Source organism: Nocardia sp. CNY236, assembly GCF_000482385.1.
Lineage (GTDB): Bacteria > Actinomycetota > Actinomycetes > Mycobacteriales > Mycobacteriaceae > Nocardia.
Window position 1 is genome coordinate 41,685 of record NZ_KI519393.1, and the last position, 16,843, is coordinate 58,527.

Sequence of the window (16,843 nt, forward strand, 5' to 3'; positions counted from 1 at the left end):
CTTCAGCGCGCGTCGTCGAACGACCGGTACAGTCCGTTGAGCTCGCGCAGGCCGGCGGCAGCGATCGTCTCATCGGCCGCGCTCGCGCGTAGCGCTCGCAGTAGCAACTGCGGGTCCAAATCCGCTGGCGCAGGGCGAAAGTCGACGCTGGGCAGCCCTGGCAAGACGAGGTCGTCGCCGTAGATGTCGGTGGAGGCGTGGTGCTGTACCGTGCGTTCGATGCCACCGATCAGCGTGTCGAGATCGAGACCGCGCAGCGTGAGAAGCTCGTGTGGACGTTCGTCGATTCGCTCGGCCAATAGGTAGCACACTGCCGCCGCATGCTTGCACGGCCAACCAGGGTCGGGACACGAACAGGTGACATCCACATCCGCGCCCGACGCCGGCACGAGCAGTGGCCCGAGCTCGGTGGGCAATGCGCCGGATACGACCTCGGCGAGCATGCCCGGCGTCGAACGCACGGTCTCGAACAGCGCCGCGAGTTCATCCGGACCCAGTGGCCGCACGGTGAAGGTCACGGTGAACGGACGCGGTTGGCTGCCCTGCACTTCTGCAGCCACGGAACCGGGTTCGACATGATAGCTCACCACCTGGCCCGCTCGGGCATAGGTGCGGCCACGCGCCAGGCGGCCGGGCTCGCCCACGTGCTCCATCCATTCCACCACCGCCTTCCCCCACCAGGTGCGAGCGAACGCGCCGCGGCGACTGCGGGCTGCCATGCCGCCACGCACCGGCCGCCTCTTGCCGTACTCGGAGTAGTCGACGAACGGACTCATTCCCCCACCGCCGTGGCGCCCAGAGAGAACAGGTCGTGCAACTCGTCGGTACTCAGATCGGTGATCCAGTTCTCGCCGGCGCCGACCGCCAGATCAGCGAGCTGGCGCTTGCTGGTGATCATCTCGTCGATGCGCTCCTCGACGGTGTCCACACATACCACCTTGCGCACCTGAACATTGCGTTGCTGCCCGATCCGAAAAGTGCGGTCGGTAGCTTGATTCTCGACAGCGGGATTCCACCAGCGGTCCAGGTGGACAACATGGTTGGCGGCCGTGAGATTGAGCCCGGTACCGCCTGCCCGCAACGACAACAGCATGAGGGGCGGGCCGTCGGGAGCCTGGAAACCCCTGACCATCTCCTCACGCTTGTTCTTCGGCACACCACCGTGCAGGAACGGCGCGACCACGCCGAATCGTTCGGCCAGATACGGCGCGACCAGTTCACCGAACTCGCGGAACTGGGTGAAGAGCAATACCTTTTCACCGTCGGCGAGCACCGCGTCCACCACATCCTCGACGAGGGCGAGTTTTCCGGACCGGTGGGCTCCGCGGCGCAGCACACCGGACCCGTCTCCGAGAAAATGTGCCGGATGGTTACAGACTTGTTTGAGCCGGGTCAGTGCGCTCAGCACCGCACCCCGGCGAGCCATCTCGTCAGCGGCTTCGATCGTGGCGAGCATGTCGTCGACGACCGCTTGGTAGAGCGCAGCTTGCTCGGCAGTCAGGTTGGCTCGCGCCGTCATCTCGAATTTCCGTGGAAGGTCGGTGATCACGGTGGGGTCGGTCTTCACCCGGCGCAACACGAAGGGTCGAGTCAGCCAACGCAAGCGACTGATCGCGTTCTGGTCGCGTTCGCGTTCGATGGGCACCGCGAAGCGGGCACGAAACGACTGCGGGCTGCCGAGCACCTTCGGCATGACGAAATCCATGATCGCGCGCAGCTCTTCCAATCGGTTCTCCACGGGAGTTCCAGTGAGCGCCACTCGGTGTCGCGCGCGCAACGACCGCGCCGCCTGCGCTTGCCTGCTTCCCGAATTCTTGATGTGTTGGGCCTCATCGAGAACGACACGGTCCCATCGCTGCCGGCCGAGTTCGGCGATATCGCGGCCGAGGAGCGTGTAGGTGGTGATCACCAGATCCGCCGCTGCGACCGCCTCGTCCAGTCCTGCACCCGTCCGACGCCCCGCGCCGTGGTGTACCCATACGCGCAGATCCGGGGCGAAGCGTGCAGCCTCTCGCTGCCAGTTGCCGACCACCGACATGGGACACACCAACAATGCCGGGCCCGGTGGCTCGGCGAGTTCCGCCGGGCCCGTCACCTCCTCCGCGGCGGGACGCGGTGTCGCGTTCTCCCGTTCGTACATCAAGAGGGCGAGCACCTGAACGGTCTTGCCGAGTCCCATGTCATCGGCCAAGATCGCGCCGCACCCGAGCCGGCTCATCGTGGCCAGCCAGGCCAGACCACGTTGCTGGTATGGACGCAACTCGGCGTGCAACCCGATCGGCGCGGCCACCGGTGACGGTTGGCGAGTGCTATCGAGGAGGTCCGCAACCCATCCCGAGGCGGTCACCTCGCTGATCGGCACCTGCGGCACACGAGTGTTCGCGATGTCGCCGAGCAAGTCCGCGAAGGTGACCATCGAGTCACCGGCGTGTGCGGTGATATAGCGGGCGGCGGCGGCGAGCGCTTTGTGGTCTGCCCGCACCCACTGGCCGCGCACCTGAACGAGATCGGCCGCGTTACGCAGGAGTCGATCCATCTCGGCGGCCGTCACCACCATGTCGCCGAGCGCGAGCTCCCAGCGGTAGGAGACCAGATCACCCTTGCCGACACAGGTGTGCGCAGCAGGCGCCGAACTGTCCACCCGCAGCCGCAGACTCGGCTCGGCGGCATTCCAGGCGCGCGGCAGCAGCAGCCGGACTCCCGCGGAGCGCAGCGCGTGCACCCCGTGCTCGACCAGGTCGAGCACCACTTCGGTGGGCAACAACATATCCAAGCTACGCACGTCACCCGGCACGTCACGCAACCGCGGATAGGCCTGCTGTGCAGGCCCGAGTTTGTCCACCGCGGTCCGGACGAGATTCGGATCACCGTGCAACGAAACCGGTTCGGGCGCCTGTTCGGAGATGCCCAGACACACCTCCAGTCGCCATAGCACCACCGCCTCCTCGGCCGCACCGAGTTCCGGCTCGTGCAGACGAAGCACCAGATCCGGTTCGTCACCGTCGGTCAGGCTGGCCCGCCATCGTTGCAGGAGGTCGGCCAACTGATAGCTTCCGCCGTCCCACGGAATATCGCCGACCAATGCGGCTACCAGCGGATGCGACGAATCGGGCGATCCGGCCACCGCCCGGGCTATCGGATCGGTGAGTTCGGTGACCATATCATCGAGCACCGCAGCCGGATTCCCGGACACCTGGAGAGCTCGAGGCATGGCGCAGGCCAATTCCGCCAGCCAGGCACGGTGGCGCTGGCCACCGACCAGCCGCCAGCACACCCACCACTGATGGTCTTGCCTGCGTAGGTCCGGAACGACGCGCCCGGCGCGCACCCAGCGCTCGATACCTCGAACCACATGTGCGAGGAAGCGCAGATCCCCGGATACCGCACCGACGGGGAAGTGCCCGCGCAGCAGATCGGCGGCCTCGACGGGGGCAAGTGCATGCGCGCGCACCCGTTCGGTGACAGTGCCGTCCGGTGTGCCGATCAGGACCTCGGCTCGATGCCGGAACTTCGCGGTGCGCAGCACGCTACCCAATGGGTCGGGCAGTCCGAGGTCGCGTTCGTCGGGCACCGTGGTGGCCGGCGATTCGGACCACAGCAGTAGTCCTGAATCCGGCGACCACAGACCGTGCAGCATGAGCCCATCCAATCAGGTGGACCCGACGTGGCCGCGCCCACCGCAGCGCGGTCGGCACACCCGTTGTCGGCGTGGTGGGCCGAACACGGACGGCCGGCCCACCACGTTCACAGTGCGCGCAGCGCGTGGTGCCCGAAATGGGGATCTGCCAGCGGACGCAGCGCGACGCGCATCAGAGCGACAGCATTGTCATCGCCGGCAATGCGATTGGATTTCAGCACCCCGCAGACGACGCATTGGTGTACGAGCACCCATTCACCGCCTCTGCGGGCGAACATGCTGACTGCCGTCATCCGGCCCCCACAGAGTTCGGCTCGATCACCGGGCACCCGGCGATCGACGTGCCGGCTGGTCAGACACTGCGGACAATGATTGCGGTGAGCGGTACCCAGCACGACCGTCGGGACATGCAGCCGACAGCCGACACACAAGAACGTGGCAGCCGATCGCCGACCTCGCTCGTGCAACGCGCTCGTGCCGAGCACGCGGCGGGAGGCATCCTTGCCGCGCTGTGGGCGACGGTTGTCGTCCTTCCCGCGGGCGGTCTTCCTGCGTGGCATCTCGACCACCCCTACAGGTCGGCGAAGACGTCGAGCGGAAACGGTGGTTCCGCGAGTGGGCGTACCGCCAGCCGCATCAGGATCAGCTGATTGTCGTCGCCACCGACCTGGTGCAACGATAGTTCGTAGCAACGGGTGCATCGATGGATCAGAGCCCACCGACCGCTACGCAGCACCGCGATGGACAGCGGCGTCATCCTGGCCTGGCACTCCGAGACGCCGCCATCGATGTGGTCGTCGGTATGCCGTGAGGTCAAGCAACTCGGACAGTGATTGCGCCTGCTGTCGTCGGGTGCGATCCGGTTGACGACCGAACCGCAACGCAGACAGGTGAAAGTATCGGTACTCGGTGCGCGACCGGTACCGTTCGTGGTGTTGTGAGACACCCGGATGACTCCTTACTCGTGAACTGTATTCGAGCAACGGAGCAGGCCGAGTGCGCCTCGAGGTATTCAGCGGCAACCGATGTATTCAGCGGCAGCCGACGGAGTACTGCCGAGGCGTCCTCGGCACGGGCCGGGTCATAGAAATCCTCCCAGGGGGCGTCGACCCCCTCGATCGCAAGTCGTCGTTCTTGCCGCGCCCACGATAACAACGGCGTCACGGCTTCTCCATCGAATTTCCGAGTTCTCCCGATGCCGGCAACGGCAACGCTCGTGCCGGCTGCGAACTCCTCGGTTCAGGGGCATCATCGACAGTATCCATAGAGCCGCGGGCGCCCCTGGTCGACGTGGTAGCGAAATACAGTGAAATACCGTTACCCCGGACGCGATGGACGTGTCGCTACCCATTGGCGCCGGTTTCGGACCATACTGGAATATCCGCTGGTGCTCGCTGAGGAACCGCAGCTTGGTGTCAAGGGAAGCCGAGGAAGCAGCATGACAATTCTGCTCCAGGTACTCGAGCAGAGCTTCACGCCGACGACCCCATGGGAACGGCGAAAATTCACCTTCGTGCACGCCGACAAGATCGTCGGCATGCGACTCGACGGACAGGGCGGCGTATGGCTGGACCTGTCGCGCACTGGTGAGTCTCAACGCCTGGCTCGAACCATGGACCCGCGCGAAGCGATCAATTTCCTGCTCGCCACGTTCGCCAAGATCGCCGAATGCGAGGAGCGCGGCGGCTCCTGGCTGGTCGGGCACGATGGGACACATACCGAGTCGATCGCGGCCACCCGATTCCCACCCAGAGCGAGCGAGGTCGACGACGACGACCTCCTGGCCCGCGCCTGGTTGTAGCGGTCGCTGGTAGGCGCCACCCGAGAACCGGGTCGCGGTCGAGGCCGTGCCCCATCGAGGTGAATGCCGACGTCGACCGCGCACTCAGGCACCGGTCGCCACCGGCCGCTTGGGATCGTTGGACCATTGTGACCACGAACCGGGATACAACGTCGCCTCGATACCGGCCACCGCCAGCGCCGCGATCTGATGCGCCGCCGTGACGCCGGATCCGCAATACACCGCGACCGGTCCAGGCCCGAATGCGGCGAAACGGTCGTGTAGTTCGTCCGCGGAACGGAACCTCCCCTCCGCGTCCAGGTTCTGTGTGGTCGGAGCACTGGACGCGCCGGGAATGTGCCCGGCGCGCGGATCGATCGGCTCATGGTCGCCGCGATAGCGCTCGGTCGCGCGCGCATCCAGCAGCACACCCCGCCAACGGGCCACGGCGTCGGCGTCGGCCACGGGAAGATGTCCCGGGCGCAATTCCACATCCCCTGGCTCGGGGTCCGGTTCGGCTCCGGTAGCGATCGGTTCGCCCATCCGAACCCACGCCGGCAACCCGCCGTCGAGAATCCGCACGTCGGCAACACCTGCCCAACGCAGCAGCCACCACGCGCGAGCCGCTGCGAGACCTCCCGTAGCGTCGTAGACGACCACCGGGTCACCGGTGGCCATACCCCAGCTGCGCGCGCACTTCTCCAACTGCGTCACATCCGGCAGGGGATGCCTGCCACGCGCGGGCGAAGGCGGCGTCGCCAATTCGGTCTCCAGGTCCACGAAGACAGCCCCGGGTATGTGGCCGTCCAGATAGTGCTGCGGACCATCCGGATCGCCCAGCGCCCACCTGACGTCCAGCAGGCAGACCCGCTTGTTGTCCAACGCTTCTCGAAGTTCCTGCGGCGAGACCAGCACTGCGCTCAACTCAGCTCCTCGTTCCGAATCGCGTCCTCGCGCACCGACTTCCCTACACTACGCATCGAGGCGGTCGATGCACTGTCCTTACGGCCGGAGTTCCGACCTGTGCTCGTGGTCGTGAGCCCCGGGCCCGGTACCGACAGCGTCCAGCAGTGTGCCCTGCGCCCATCCAGGGCGTCCCTAGGCGAGCAGCGACGCTTGGAAGCGGCGCATGCCGTGCAACCAACGGTCGTAGTCCGAGCCTTTCTGCTGAAACATCTTCGATACCTCGGGGTGCGGCAGTATCAGGAAGCGCTCGTCGGCCACCCCGGCGAGCACGACTTCGGCGACCCGGTCCGGGGACAGCACTGGTCCGGCGCTGGTTACCGCTTTCATCGCCAATTCGGCCTCGGCGGGATACCGCGACGACGCGAAATCACCGTACAACAGCTGGGTGTCCACGCCCATGGGGCACACGCAGCTGACCCGAATCCCTCGGTCGCCGTAGGTCACCGACAGCCACTCGGCAAAACCGACGGCGGCATGCTTGGACACCGAGTAGGGCGCTGAACCGAGTTGGGTGAGCAGACCCGCCGCCGACGCTGTGCTGACGAAGTAGCCGTTACCGCGCTCCAGCCAGCCCGGCACCAACAGCCGTGCGGCGCGGACATGAGCCATGACATTGATCTCCAACGTCGCCGCCCACTCCTGGTCGGTCGTGGCCTCTCCCCCTCCCCCACCGACACCCGCGTTCGCGAAATACAGGTCGACCGGACCGAAGTCGGCTTCCGCACGTTCGATCGATGCCCGAATCACCGTTTCGTCGGTCATGTCGCCCGCGACCGCGACCGCGCTGGAACCCAGTGTTCGTGCCAGCGCAGCCGCACTCTCGCCATCAAGGTCGGCGAGGACGACGCGAGCGCCAGCAGCGACGAGTCGACTCGCCAGCGCCGCGCCCAGGCCGGCCCCGGCTCCGGTGACGATCGCAACTCTGCCCGAAATCTCCATTCCCGCACCCTAGCGGGAAACCCCCACACTCCAGCGGGAAACGACAACCCACCAGAGAAGCTCGACGAACCCTCGGCAGCAGCTCGACGAACGACGCCCGAGATCGACGCCCGAGATCATGTGCAGTCAGGCGACCAGGGTCACGTCGGGTTCGCCAAGCGCTCCAGCAGCGGCGTCGCGCGCGGACCGACCAGTTGTCGCATCACCAGCGCCATCGTGGTGCGCTCGACACCGGGGATCTCGAGAATCAGTCCGGCGATGCGGTAGAGGTCGTCCGCGTCGCGCGCAACCACCCGCACCGTGAGATCGGTCAGTCCGGTCATACCGCACACCTCGGTCACCTCTGGTACGTGAGCGAGAGCGTCCACCACGGAATCCAGTCGATGCTGATCGACGACCACGGCAACGAACGCGGCGAGCGGATAGCCCAGAGCACGCGGCTCGATGCGGCGTTCGAAACTACCGAGCACCTCCCCGGTCTGCCAACGAGACAACCTGGCCTGCACGGTATTCCGAGACAGACGCAGCCGTGCGGCCAGATCGACACCGGTCGCTCTCGGGTTGGCAACCAGCTCTAGCAGCAACCGAGCGTCGGTGGCATCCAAGCTCATGCCCATGGATTCACTGGTCATACAACGCAGTATGACACCACGAGGGGGTCCCGAATTGCGCATTCTGCCCATCCACGCAGTCATCGGTTGCGCAGTTCGTGTCGTTGTGGATGCTGTGATGTGAGGCACATTCCACAGCGGAACAGTGCGTGAGGAGGCGATCATCGATGCTGAACCCGTCCGAGTATCCGGTCCAGTTGGTCCAGCCGGACGGCCACCGCGTCCTCGCTCCCGAGCACGCCGCACTGGTCGCCGACGTCGGACCAGAGCAGATTCGCGCCCTGTATCAGGACATGGTCCTCACCCGCCGTATCGACACCGAAGCCACCGCGCTGCAGCGCCAAGGTGAGCTCGGCTTGTGGGCGCCACTGTTCGGACAGGAAGCCGCCCAAGTCGGTTCGGCGCACGCACTGCAGGCCGACGACTACGTGTTCTGTGGCTATCGCGAGACCGCAGTCGCCTACTGTCGGGGTGTACCACCCGGTGATCTCACTCGGCTGTGGCGTGGCGCGGCCCATCACTGCTGGGACCCGCACGCAGTGAACATGACCAACCCGAACATCGTTGTCGGCTCGCAAGGACTGCACGCAACGGGCTACGCCTTCGCCGCGCACATGGACGGCGCAGACATCGCTACCATCGCCTACTTCGGAGATGGCGCCACCAGCCAAGGCGATATCGCCGAAGCACTCGGATTCGCCGCGAGTTGGTGCGCGCCGGTGGTGTTCTTCTGCCAGAACAACCACTGGGCGATCAGCGAACCAGTTCAGCTACAGAGCTCCACTCCCCTCGCCCATCGCGCATACGGATATGGCATGCCCGGGGTCCAGGTCGATGGCAACGATGTGCTGGCCGTACTCGCGGTGACCAGGCAGGCGGTGGCCCGGGCACGCTTCGGCGGCGGTCCGTCGTTCATCGAGGCGCTCACCTACCGCATGGGTCCGCACACCACAGCGGACGATCCCACCCGCTACCGCTCGGACGCCGAGACCGAGCAGTGGGCTCGGCGGGATCCGATCGACCGGATTCGCCGGTTGCTCGAGCTCGAGGGCCATTGGGACGACGAATTCGCCCGCCACATCGCCGAACAGGCCGACGACGTCGCCCACCTCGTGCGCACTGCGACCATCGGCATGCCCGACCCTGCGCCGACCGAACTGTTCGACCACGTCTACAACACACCGCACCCGCTGATCACCGAACAGCGGAGGGAGTATCTGGAGTACCTGACCGGCGATCCCGGGTGGTCCTCCGCACCACCGGAAGGAGTCTCGCGATGATCACAACCTTCGCCGCCGCGCTCAACGCCGGCTTGCGCCGCGCGCTCGAGGACGACCCGAAGGTCGTGTTGATGGGCGAGGACATCGGCCGGCTCGGCGGGGTGTTCCGGGTGACCGACACACTCCAGAAGGATTTCGGCGACAATCGGGTCATCGATACCCCACTCGCCGAATCCGGCATCATCGGAACGGCTTTCGGCATGGCCTTGCGCGGCTATCGACCGGTGTGCGAAATCCAATTCGACGGATTCGTCTATCCGGCGTTCGATCAGATCGTCTCGCAGGTAGCCAAGATCAGCTACCGGACGCGCGGGCAGGTCAGAGCTCCGCTCACGATACGCATCCCCTTCGGTGGCGGTATCGGTGCGGTGGAACACCATTCCGAATCTCCGGAAGCGTATTTCGCGCACACCGCCGGACTGCGCGTCGTGACGCCGAGCAATCCGGCCGACGCGTACACGATGATCCAGCAGGCAATCGCACTGAACGATCCCGTGATCTTTTTCGAACCCAAACGCAGGTATTGGGACAAAGCCGAGGTCGACCTCGACGCTCTCGACCAGGAAGGCGCGCTGCCGCTGGATCGCGCCAGGGTCTGCACCGTGGGCTCGGACGCGACCGTCGTCACGTATGGCGGCACAGTGTCGACCGGGTTGTCGGCTGCGCGCATCGCGGCGCAGGAGGGCCACGCACTCGAAGTGATCGACCTGCGCAGCCTGTCACCGATCGACTTCGACACCGTGGCCGAGTCGGTCGCCAAGACCGGACGGTTGATCGTCACGCATGAGGCGCCGGTATTCGCCGGGCTCGGCGCGGAGATCGCTGCCCGCATCACCGAGCGCTGCTTCTACTATCTCGAAGCACCCGTGCTGCGCGTCGGGGGATTCGATATTCCCTATCCGCCGGCCAAACTCGAACGGCACCATCTCCCCGACCCGGACCGTATTCTGCACGCATTCGACCGTGCGCTCGCCGCGTGACCCGGGGTTCGCCACCATGAAAGGCACCCATATGCACGACGACATTCCGCAACCTCCTGCCGCTGCCGTGCTCGAGTTCCGCTTGCCCGATCTAGGGGAAGGCCTTGCCGACGCCGACCTGGTGTCATGGGCTGTGGAAGTGGGCGACTGCGTGGAGTTGAACCAGACGCTCGCCGAGGTGGAGACGGCCAAAGCCGTGGTGTCGCTGCCATCCCCCTATGCCGGCCGGGTCGTCGAGTTGCTGGCGCAGCCGGGAGACACCGTCTCGGTAGGCGCGCCGCTCATACGCATCGAGCAACCGCACTCGGCCGATCAGCCCAGCGGTGGGGTCGACACGCACACATCGGTTCTCGTCGGATACGGCCCGACCGACGACACGCCGTCCCGGCGGCGATACCCTGCCAGAAAGCAACCCTCGGGCGCCTCGCCCTCTGGCCGGGCGATCGCGCCTGGAGACGATACCGGCAGCGAACCGGCACGCGCCGACGACAGTCCACCGACGCGTGGCCCGGCGGTACCGGCCGCACGGAAGCTGGCTCGTGAACTCGGTATCGAATTGTCGTCCATCGCAGGTTCTGGACCGGGAGGCGCGGTCACGGTGGACGACGTGCTCGGTACGACCGGTGTCGCGCAGCCCGGCGCCCACGCTCACGGCGGGTCGGACCCCGCCTACACGGACCTGGACATGGGGACCGCCGGCGCGAGTACCTCAGAGGTTCGTATCCCGATCAGCGGCGTCCGCAAAGCCACCGCCACTGCAATGGTCACCAGCGCCCGCACCATTCCGCAAGCCACTGTCTTCCGCACGGTGGACTGCACCGCATCGATGGAACTGCTCGACCACCTGCGCGCAACCCCATCTCCCTCGGGTGTGGCGGTCACCCCCTTGGCGCTGGTCGCCAAGTCGGCGCTGGTAGCCCTCGCCGAATTTCCCGGCATGAATGCCTACTGGGACGAACCCAACCAGGAGATCGTCATCGAGCACGAGGTGAATCTGGGCATCGCAGTAGCCACCGACCGCGGCCTGCTGGTGCCGAACATCAAGCAGGCGCAGGTGTCGAGCCTGACCGAACTCGCCGGCGCGATCGGCCGGATCGTCGACGTGACCCGTGCTGGGCGCGCGACGCTCACCGACCTCGGTGGCGGCACGTTCACCATCACCAACATCGGTGTTTTCGACGTGGACGCGGGAGTGCCTCTGGTGAACCCGGGCGAATCGGCGATTCTGTGTCTCGGCGCGATCCGCCGCCGGCCGTGGGTGGTCGGAGACGAACTCGCCGTGCGCTGGGTCACCACTCTCGGCGTCGCGTTCGATCACCGCATGATCGACGGCGAATTGGCGGCGCGTTTTCTCGCCACTACCGCTGGATTGCTGGAGGACCCACTGACCCTGCTCGGTCGCCTGTGAGGCCGTGCCCGTACCGGATGCCCCTACTCGACCCGCGACCGTTCGGAGGGTCGGTCGGTGACCAGCGCTGCGGCTGCGCTACGGACGATGTCTGGAATCTCGACCGGCTTGCGGGTTTCCGCATCCACGTAGACATGCACGAAAGTGCCGGTAGCAGCCAACTCCAACGCGTCGTCCGCCTCGCGGAAGATGGCCAGATCGTAGGTGATACTGGTGCGACCCAGCCGGGAGATGCGCAAACCGACCTGCAGTCGATCCGGGAAACTGACCGACCCGAGGTACTGGCACGAGGTCTGGGCCACCACTCCGAGCGCCGGCAGCGAACGAATGTCGACCCCTGTGGCATGCATCAGCCATCCGTTGACCGCGGTGTCGAAGTAGGAGTAGTACGTCACGTTGTTCACGTGCCCGTAGTGGTCGTTGTCGGCCCATCGAGTCGGCATCGGCCATAGCACCGGATACTGCTGCGTCACCCGGCCGACGATAGCTCACAGTCCAAGGGGCACCACGTGGGGGACAACGGGCGCCGGGCGCCAGAATCCGGAATGTTCGAACCCACTGCGGCGTTGAACCGATAAAGGGAACTCGCCCGCGGATGCGGCGCGCACCGTCGAGCGCCGCACAACCGAGCACGACCGGGACAATGGGGTCCCCGACCGGTTCCGCGGGCGGGGTCGGCGCCTACGACTGCGCCACGCATGTCGCCGTCCGGCCTACAACACTTTCAGCTCTTCGCTGACCTCGCCGACCGATCGCTTGGCGTCACCGAACAACATCGAGGTGCGGTCGGCGTAGAACAGTGGATTGTCGATGCCGGCAAAGCCGGATTTCATGGATCGTTTGAGCACGATGACATTCCGGGCCTGATCGACATTGAGCACTGGCATGCCGTAGATCGGACTGGCGGAATCCTCACGGGCGGCCGGGTTGGTCACGTCGTTGGCTCCGATCACCAAAGCGACGTCGGTACGAGAGAATTCGCCGTTGATCTCGTCCATTTCCTTGAGGACGTCATAGGAGACCTCCGCTTCGGCCAACAGCACGTTCATGTGGCCCGGCATGCGGCCGGCAACCGGATGAATGGCGTACTTGACCTCCACGCCCTTGCCCTCGAGCAACGCCGCCATCTCCTTGACGGCGTGTTGCGCTTGGGCGACGGCCATTCCATAGCCCGGGACGATGATGACCTGGTTGGCATAGGCCATTTGAATCGCGGCGTCCGCTGCCGAAGTCGACTTGGCTTGTTTCTGCTCGCCACCCGACCCGCCGACAACTGTGCCGCCACCGAATCCGCCGGCCACGATGGCCGGGATGGACCGGTTCATCGCCTTGGCCATGAGATTGGTCAGAATGGTGCCGGACGCGCCGACGATCATGCCCGCGACGATCATTGCGGTGTTGTTCAAGGCCAGACCCGCTGCCGCCGCGGACAAACCGGTCAGGGCATTGAGCAGCGAGATGACGACGGGCATGTCCGCGCCGCCGATCGGCAAAACCACCATGAGGCCGAGTACTCCCGCCAGGACCAGCACAGCGATCATCCATAGCTGTGACACTCCGTCGCCGGTGGCGCCGACGCCGATCACGACCGCGCCAGCGACCGCGCCGAGCAGCAGTGCCAGGTTCAGCGGCTGCTGCAACCGGCCGATCCCGATCGGACGCCCGGGCAGAATCTCCTGCAGCTTGCCGAATGCGACGAGCGAACCCCAGAACGACACCGAACCGATGATCGCCGCGAAGAGCGAGCCGATCACGATGTGGACGGTGGGTTCCTCGTCGAAACGCGAGAAGCCTTCGGAATCGAGGAACTCCGACCAGGCAATCAGCGCCACCGTGCCTCCACCGACGCCGTTGAACGCGGCCACCAGCTGCGGCATCGCCGTCATCTTGGTGTAGCGGGCCGGCGGAACGCCGAGAACCACACCGACGACCAGAGCGGCGATGATCAATACCCAGTTGCTGGTGTCCCGAATCGCGATCAGAGTGGCCACCACGGCCACAGCCATGCCGATCGCCGCGATCTGGTTGCCGCGCACTGCGCTCTTCGGGCCGGTCAGCCCCATCAGACCGTAGATGAACAGCGAGAACGCCACGATGTAGAGGCCGTTGACCAAGTAGGTCAGATTGTCGGAGGTATGCATCAGATATCGGCCTTCTTGGCAGTGTCCTTCTTGGTCTTGAACATGCCGAGCATGCGGTCGGTGACCACGAAGCCACCGATCACGTTGAGGGTGCCGAAGACCACCGCGACGAACAGGATCACCTGCGTCAGAATCGAAGGCTCCTGCGCAGCGCCGAAGGTGACCAGGGCACCGAGCACCACGATGCCGTGAATGGCATTGGTGCCCGACATCAGTGGGGTGTGCAAGGTGTTGGGCACCTTGGAGATCACGGCGAAACCGACGAATCCCGACAACACCAGGATCGCGATGTTCGCCAACAGCTCGGTGTACATCAGGCCTCCACCTCACGTGTGACGCAGGAATCCGCCAACACCTGATCACTGAAATCCGGTGCCAGCTCGCCATCGACCAGCATCAGGTCCAGCAATGCCGAGATGTTCTTCGAATACAGTTCGCTGGCATGCTCGGGCATGGTCGCGGGCAAGTTCAACGGCGAGGCGATGGTCACGCCGTGGGCCACCACCGTCTTGCCCGGCTCGGTCAGTTCGCAGTTGCCGCCGGTCTCACCGGCGAGATCCACGATCACGCTGCCGGGCGCCATCCCCTCCACCGCTGCGGCGGTCACCAGGCGCGGCGCGGGGCGACCGGGTACCAGTGCGGTCGTGACAACCACGTCGAAACCCTTGATCGCGTCTTCCAGTGCCTGCTGCTGCTGGGCCTTCTCGTCCGCGGTCAACTCGCGGGCGTAGCCTCCGGCGCCGGTTGCGGCGATACCCAGGTCGAGCCACTGCGCGCCGACCGAACGCACCTGGTCGGCGACCTCGGGCCGAACGTCGTAGCCGGTGGTCCGACCACCGAGACGCTTGGCCGTCGCCAGTGCTTGCAAGCCTGCAACGCCGACACCCAAGACGAGCACCTTCGCCGGCTTCACGGTGCCTGCGGCGGTCGTCAACATCGGAAAGAACCGTGTCGACTCCGAGGCCGCCAGCAGTACCGCTTTGTAGCCGGCCACGTTTGCCTGCGACGACAACGCGTCCATCGCCTGGGCGCGGGAGATCCGCGGAATTGCCTCGACCGCGAAGGCCTGCACCCCAGCCGCCTTCAGTGCGTCGATCCGATTGTCCGCATTGCGCGGCGCGAGAAATCCGATCAGAGTCTGTCCCGCCGACAGCTTTGCCACCTCGGCAACGCTCGGCGGGGCCACTTTGACGACCACATCGGCCGCCCACGGGTCGCCGATCGACGCACCCGCGTCCACGTAGGCGCTGTCCGGAATCAGCGCGCCGCCGCCGGCTCCTGCCTCGACGACGACCTCGACGCCCCATCCGAGCAGGCTCGGAATCATCTTCGGCACCAATGCGACACGTCGTTCGTCCGCGTTGGATTCGCGAACCACTCCGACACGCGCGCCATGTGGGGATCGCTCGCCCACGCCCTGCGTTGTCTCCACTTGTCGGACTTCCTTCTCGTGCTGAGCTTCAAGCAACAGGTAGACGGTCGGATATTACTGCTGAGTAAGTTGATTCGGATCCTCGCAACTGTACCCGGCGCGCGGCGAGTCCAACTGAGATGCCCGTCACAACTGGCAGCCTAGCGGCGCTCGGGTGGTTCTGCCTGTGGACGAGCCGGGGTCCGCCGAACGTGCCATGGTCGCCTCCTCGTGCATGGTCGCCACCTCGTTCCGATCGCCATCCACAGACTGGAGTCTGCGCCTCGAAACAACTCGCCGGCTGGCGGATTTCAGACCACAGGTCGACCGTCCCTTTTCCTCCGTTTTGCCCGAAGGGGTGTTCCACTCGGCTTGTACGCCGTATGGTCCAGCATGTGAACGACTGCGCCTTCTGCCGCATCGCGGCAGGCGAGGCCCCGGCCGACAAGGTGTACGAGGACGACGCGCTGTGTGCGTTCCTCGACATCCGGCCGATCACACGCGGCCACACGCTGGTGATTCCCAAGCAACACGCCGCGGAACTGGAGGATCTCGACCCCGAGGTCGGCGCGCAGGTCTTCCGGACCGGACACCGGCTCGCGCTGGCCATTCGGCGCAGTAGCCTGCGCACCGACGGCGCCAACCTCGTGTTGAACGATGGCAAGGCGGCCTTCCAAACGGTCCCACACGTCCACTTACACGTGGTCCCGCGTCGACATGGCGACACCTTCCGGTTCGCCCAGGGGTTTTTGCTGCGGCGCTCGCGGGACCCTATCGCCACCGCCTCGGCCATTCGCCATGGCATCGTAACGCTCGACACAGAGGGCCCAGCCGGAGAAGGAAGAACCGAGGAATGAACCAGACAATCGACCGAACCGCACAAATCGGCCTGCTGTCGCAGGAGTGGAACACGATCGAGGCACTGGTCGCACCCTTGGACGAAGCCGGCTGGCGCACCCCCTCCGCCCTGCCCGGCTGGACGGTATTCGACCTTGTCGCCCATGTCGTCGGGGCCGAGTCCTGGCTGCTCGGCGAGCAACCGCCGGCACACGACCCCAGTCGACCGAAAGTCGACGTCCGCTCCTTGACCCACGTGCGCAACGACACCGCGGTGGCCAATGAGATCTGGGTGGATCGCCTGCGGCCGCTGTCGGGCGCCGAGCTACTCGAGCGCTACCGCGACGTCACCAGTCGCCGCTGCGCGGCGCTGCGCGCGATGGACGACGCCACATGGGCGAATGTCACCATGTCGCCGGTCGGATCGGTGAGCTATGGCAGATTCATGCAGGTGCGGTTCTTCGACTGCTGGATGCACGAGCTCGATATCGCCGACGCGCTCGGCGTACACGTCGAAGAAGGCGGACCACGTGGGGAGTTGGCCTTCACCGAGCTTGCCGGCGGCGTTCCCCGGGCAGTGGTCAAACAGGGCGGCGCGCCACAAGGCGCGCGGATCACCTTCGCACTGACCGGTCCACTGGCCAAGACCCTGTGCATCCAGGTGGCGGGCCGGGCGAGCTACGTCGACTCGTTCGACAGTCCCGCAACAGTCGAAATCACTATGGATTCCGGACTTTTCGTGCGGCTGGCAAGTGGCCGCACCACTGCCGCGGAGCATGCGGACAAGATCACCGTGAACGGTGATGCCGAACTCGGGCGCCAACTGGTCGGCCACTTGGCGTTCATCATGTGA

General features: G+C 65.7%; 17 protein-coding genes. 6 read left to right on the forward strand and 11 right to left on the reverse strand.

Annotated elements, in window-relative coordinates:
- Nucleotides 1-2 precede the first annotated feature (2 nt).
- The 4 genes from K940_RS0121725 to K940_RS0121740 all read right to left on the reverse strand — a co-directional run bounded on the left by K940_RS0121725 (nt 3) and on the right by K940_RS0121740 (nt 4,583).
- A complete protein-coding gene (locus K940_RS0121725) occupies nt 3-776 on the reverse strand; it encodes an SWIM zinc finger family protein (RefSeq protein WP_028479177.1) in 774 nt (257 codons plus the stop codon).
- Nucleotides 773-3,637 carry a DEAD/DEAH box helicase gene (locus K940_RS0121730; protein WP_028479178.1) on the reverse strand — a complete coding sequence of 955 codons (2,865 nt, stop codon included), beginning with the start codon at nt 3,635-3,637 and terminating at the stop codon, nt 773-775. The genes K940_RS0121725 and K940_RS0121730 overlap by 4 nt, the downstream gene beginning before the upstream one ends.
- A gap of 107 nt (nt 3,638-3,744) precedes the next feature.
- The gene (locus K940_RS0121735) at nt 3,745-4,197 is read right to left on the reverse strand and encodes an RNHCP domain-containing protein (protein ID WP_028479179.1); all 453 of its coding nucleotides are present in this window, start codon (nt 4,195-4,197) and stop codon (nt 3,745-3,747) included.
- 11 nt (nt 4,198-4,208) lie between these two features.
- Nucleotides 4,209-4,583 carry an RNHCP domain-containing protein gene (locus K940_RS0121740; RefSeq protein ID WP_028479180.1) on the reverse strand — a complete coding sequence of 125 codons (375 nt, stop codon included), beginning with the start codon at nt 4,581-4,583 and terminating at the stop codon, nt 4,209-4,211.
- A 492-nt stretch (nt 4,584-5,075) separates the two neighbouring features.
- Here K940_RS0121740 and K940_RS0121745 point away from each other — a divergent pair, with 492 nt between their 5' ends.
- Entirely contained in the window at nt 5,076-5,438 is a 363-nt protein-coding gene (locus K940_RS0121745; protein ID WP_028479181.1) for a hypothetical protein, read from the forward strand.
- 84 nt (nt 5,439-5,522) lie between these two features.
- On the opposite strand, the gene K940_RS0121750 is transcribed toward K940_RS0121745, so the two are convergent.
- The 3 genes from K940_RS0121750 to K940_RS0121760 form a co-directional block, all read right to left on the reverse strand.
- Nucleotides 5,523-6,341 carry a sulfurtransferase gene (locus K940_RS0121750; RefSeq protein ID WP_369797534.1) on the reverse strand — a complete coding sequence of 273 codons (819 nt, stop codon included), beginning with the start codon at nt 6,339-6,341 and terminating at the stop codon, nt 5,523-5,525.
- 174 nt (nt 6,342-6,515) lie between these two features.
- Nucleotides 6,516-7,322: an SDR family oxidoreductase gene (locus K940_RS0121755; protein ID WP_028479183.1), complete on the reverse strand. Its 807-nt coding sequence runs from the start codon at nt 7,320-7,322 to the stop codon at nt 6,516-6,518.
- A 140-nt stretch (nt 7,323-7,462) separates the two neighbouring features.
- Complete coding sequence (locus K940_RS0121760; RefSeq protein ID WP_028479184.1) at nt 7,463-7,954, reverse strand: Lrp/AsnC family transcriptional regulator; 492 nt, start codon at nt 7,952-7,954, stop codon at nt 7,463-7,465.
- Between the two features lie 146 nt (nt 7,955-8,100).
- On the opposite strand from K940_RS0121760, the gene pdhA reads away from it, so the two are divergent.
- The 3 genes from pdhA to K940_RS0121775 are packed head-to-tail and all read left to right on the forward strand — an operon-like array spanning nt 8,101 to nt 11,601.
- Entirely contained in the window at nt 8,101-9,213 is a 1,113-nt protein-coding gene (gene pdhA, locus K940_RS29905; RefSeq protein ID WP_036529832.1) for a pyruvate dehydrogenase (acetyl-transferring) E1 component subunit alpha, read from the forward strand.
- Nucleotides 9,210-10,193, forward strand: a complete 984-nt coding sequence (locus tag K940_RS0121770) for an alpha-ketoacid dehydrogenase subunit beta (RefSeq protein WP_028479185.1) — start codon at nt 9,210-9,212, stop codon at nt 10,191-10,193. Before pdhA ends, K940_RS0121770 begins: the two co-directional genes overlap by 4 nt.
- Before the next feature lie 16 nt (nt 10,194-10,209).
- Nucleotides 10,210-11,601: a dihydrolipoamide acetyltransferase family protein gene (locus K940_RS0121775; protein WP_231390474.1), complete on the forward strand. Its 1,392-nt coding sequence runs from the start codon at nt 10,210-10,212 to the stop codon at nt 11,599-11,601.
- Between the two features lie 23 nt (nt 11,602-11,624).
- Here K940_RS0121775 and K940_RS0121780 read toward each other — a convergent pair whose 3' ends face one another.
- From K940_RS0121780 to K940_RS0121795, 4 genes are all read right to left on the reverse strand, one after another.
- A complete protein-coding gene (locus tag K940_RS0121780) occupies nt 11,625-12,044 on the reverse strand; it encodes a thioesterase family protein (RefSeq protein ID WP_051407468.1) in 420 nt (139 codons plus the stop codon).
- A 270-nt stretch (nt 12,045-12,314) separates the two neighbouring features.
- On the reverse strand, nt 12,315-13,724 hold the full coding sequence (locus K940_RS0121785; RefSeq protein ID WP_028479188.1) for an NAD(P)(+) transhydrogenase (Re/Si-specific) subunit beta: 1,410 nt from the start codon (nt 13,722-13,724) through the stop codon (nt 12,315-12,317).
- A gap of 17 nt (nt 13,725-13,741) precedes the next feature.
- Nucleotides 13,742-14,056, reverse strand: a complete 315-nt coding sequence (locus tag K940_RS0121790; protein WP_028479189.1) for an NAD(P) transhydrogenase subunit alpha — start codon at nt 14,054-14,056, stop codon at nt 13,742-13,744.
- Entirely contained in the window at nt 14,056-15,069 is a 1,014-nt protein-coding gene (locus tag K940_RS0121795; RefSeq protein ID WP_231390485.1) for an NAD(P) transhydrogenase subunit alpha, read from the reverse strand. The genes K940_RS0121790 and K940_RS0121795 overlap by 1 nt, the downstream gene beginning before the upstream one ends.
- A 479-nt stretch (nt 15,070-15,548) precedes the next feature.
- Between K940_RS0121795 and K940_RS0121805 the strand changes: the two genes are divergently transcribed.
- Together K940_RS0121805 and K940_RS0121810 are read left to right on the forward strand one after the other, a co-directional pair.
- Entirely contained in the window at nt 15,549-16,010 is a 462-nt protein-coding gene (locus tag K940_RS0121805; protein WP_028479191.1) for an HIT family protein, read from the forward strand.
- Nucleotides 16,007-16,843, forward strand: coding sequence for a maleylpyruvate isomerase family mycothiol-dependent enzyme (locus K940_RS0121810; RefSeq protein WP_028479192.1), 837 nt, complete (start codon nt 16,007-16,009; stop codon nt 16,841-16,843). Before K940_RS0121805 ends, K940_RS0121810 begins: the two co-directional genes overlap by 4 nt.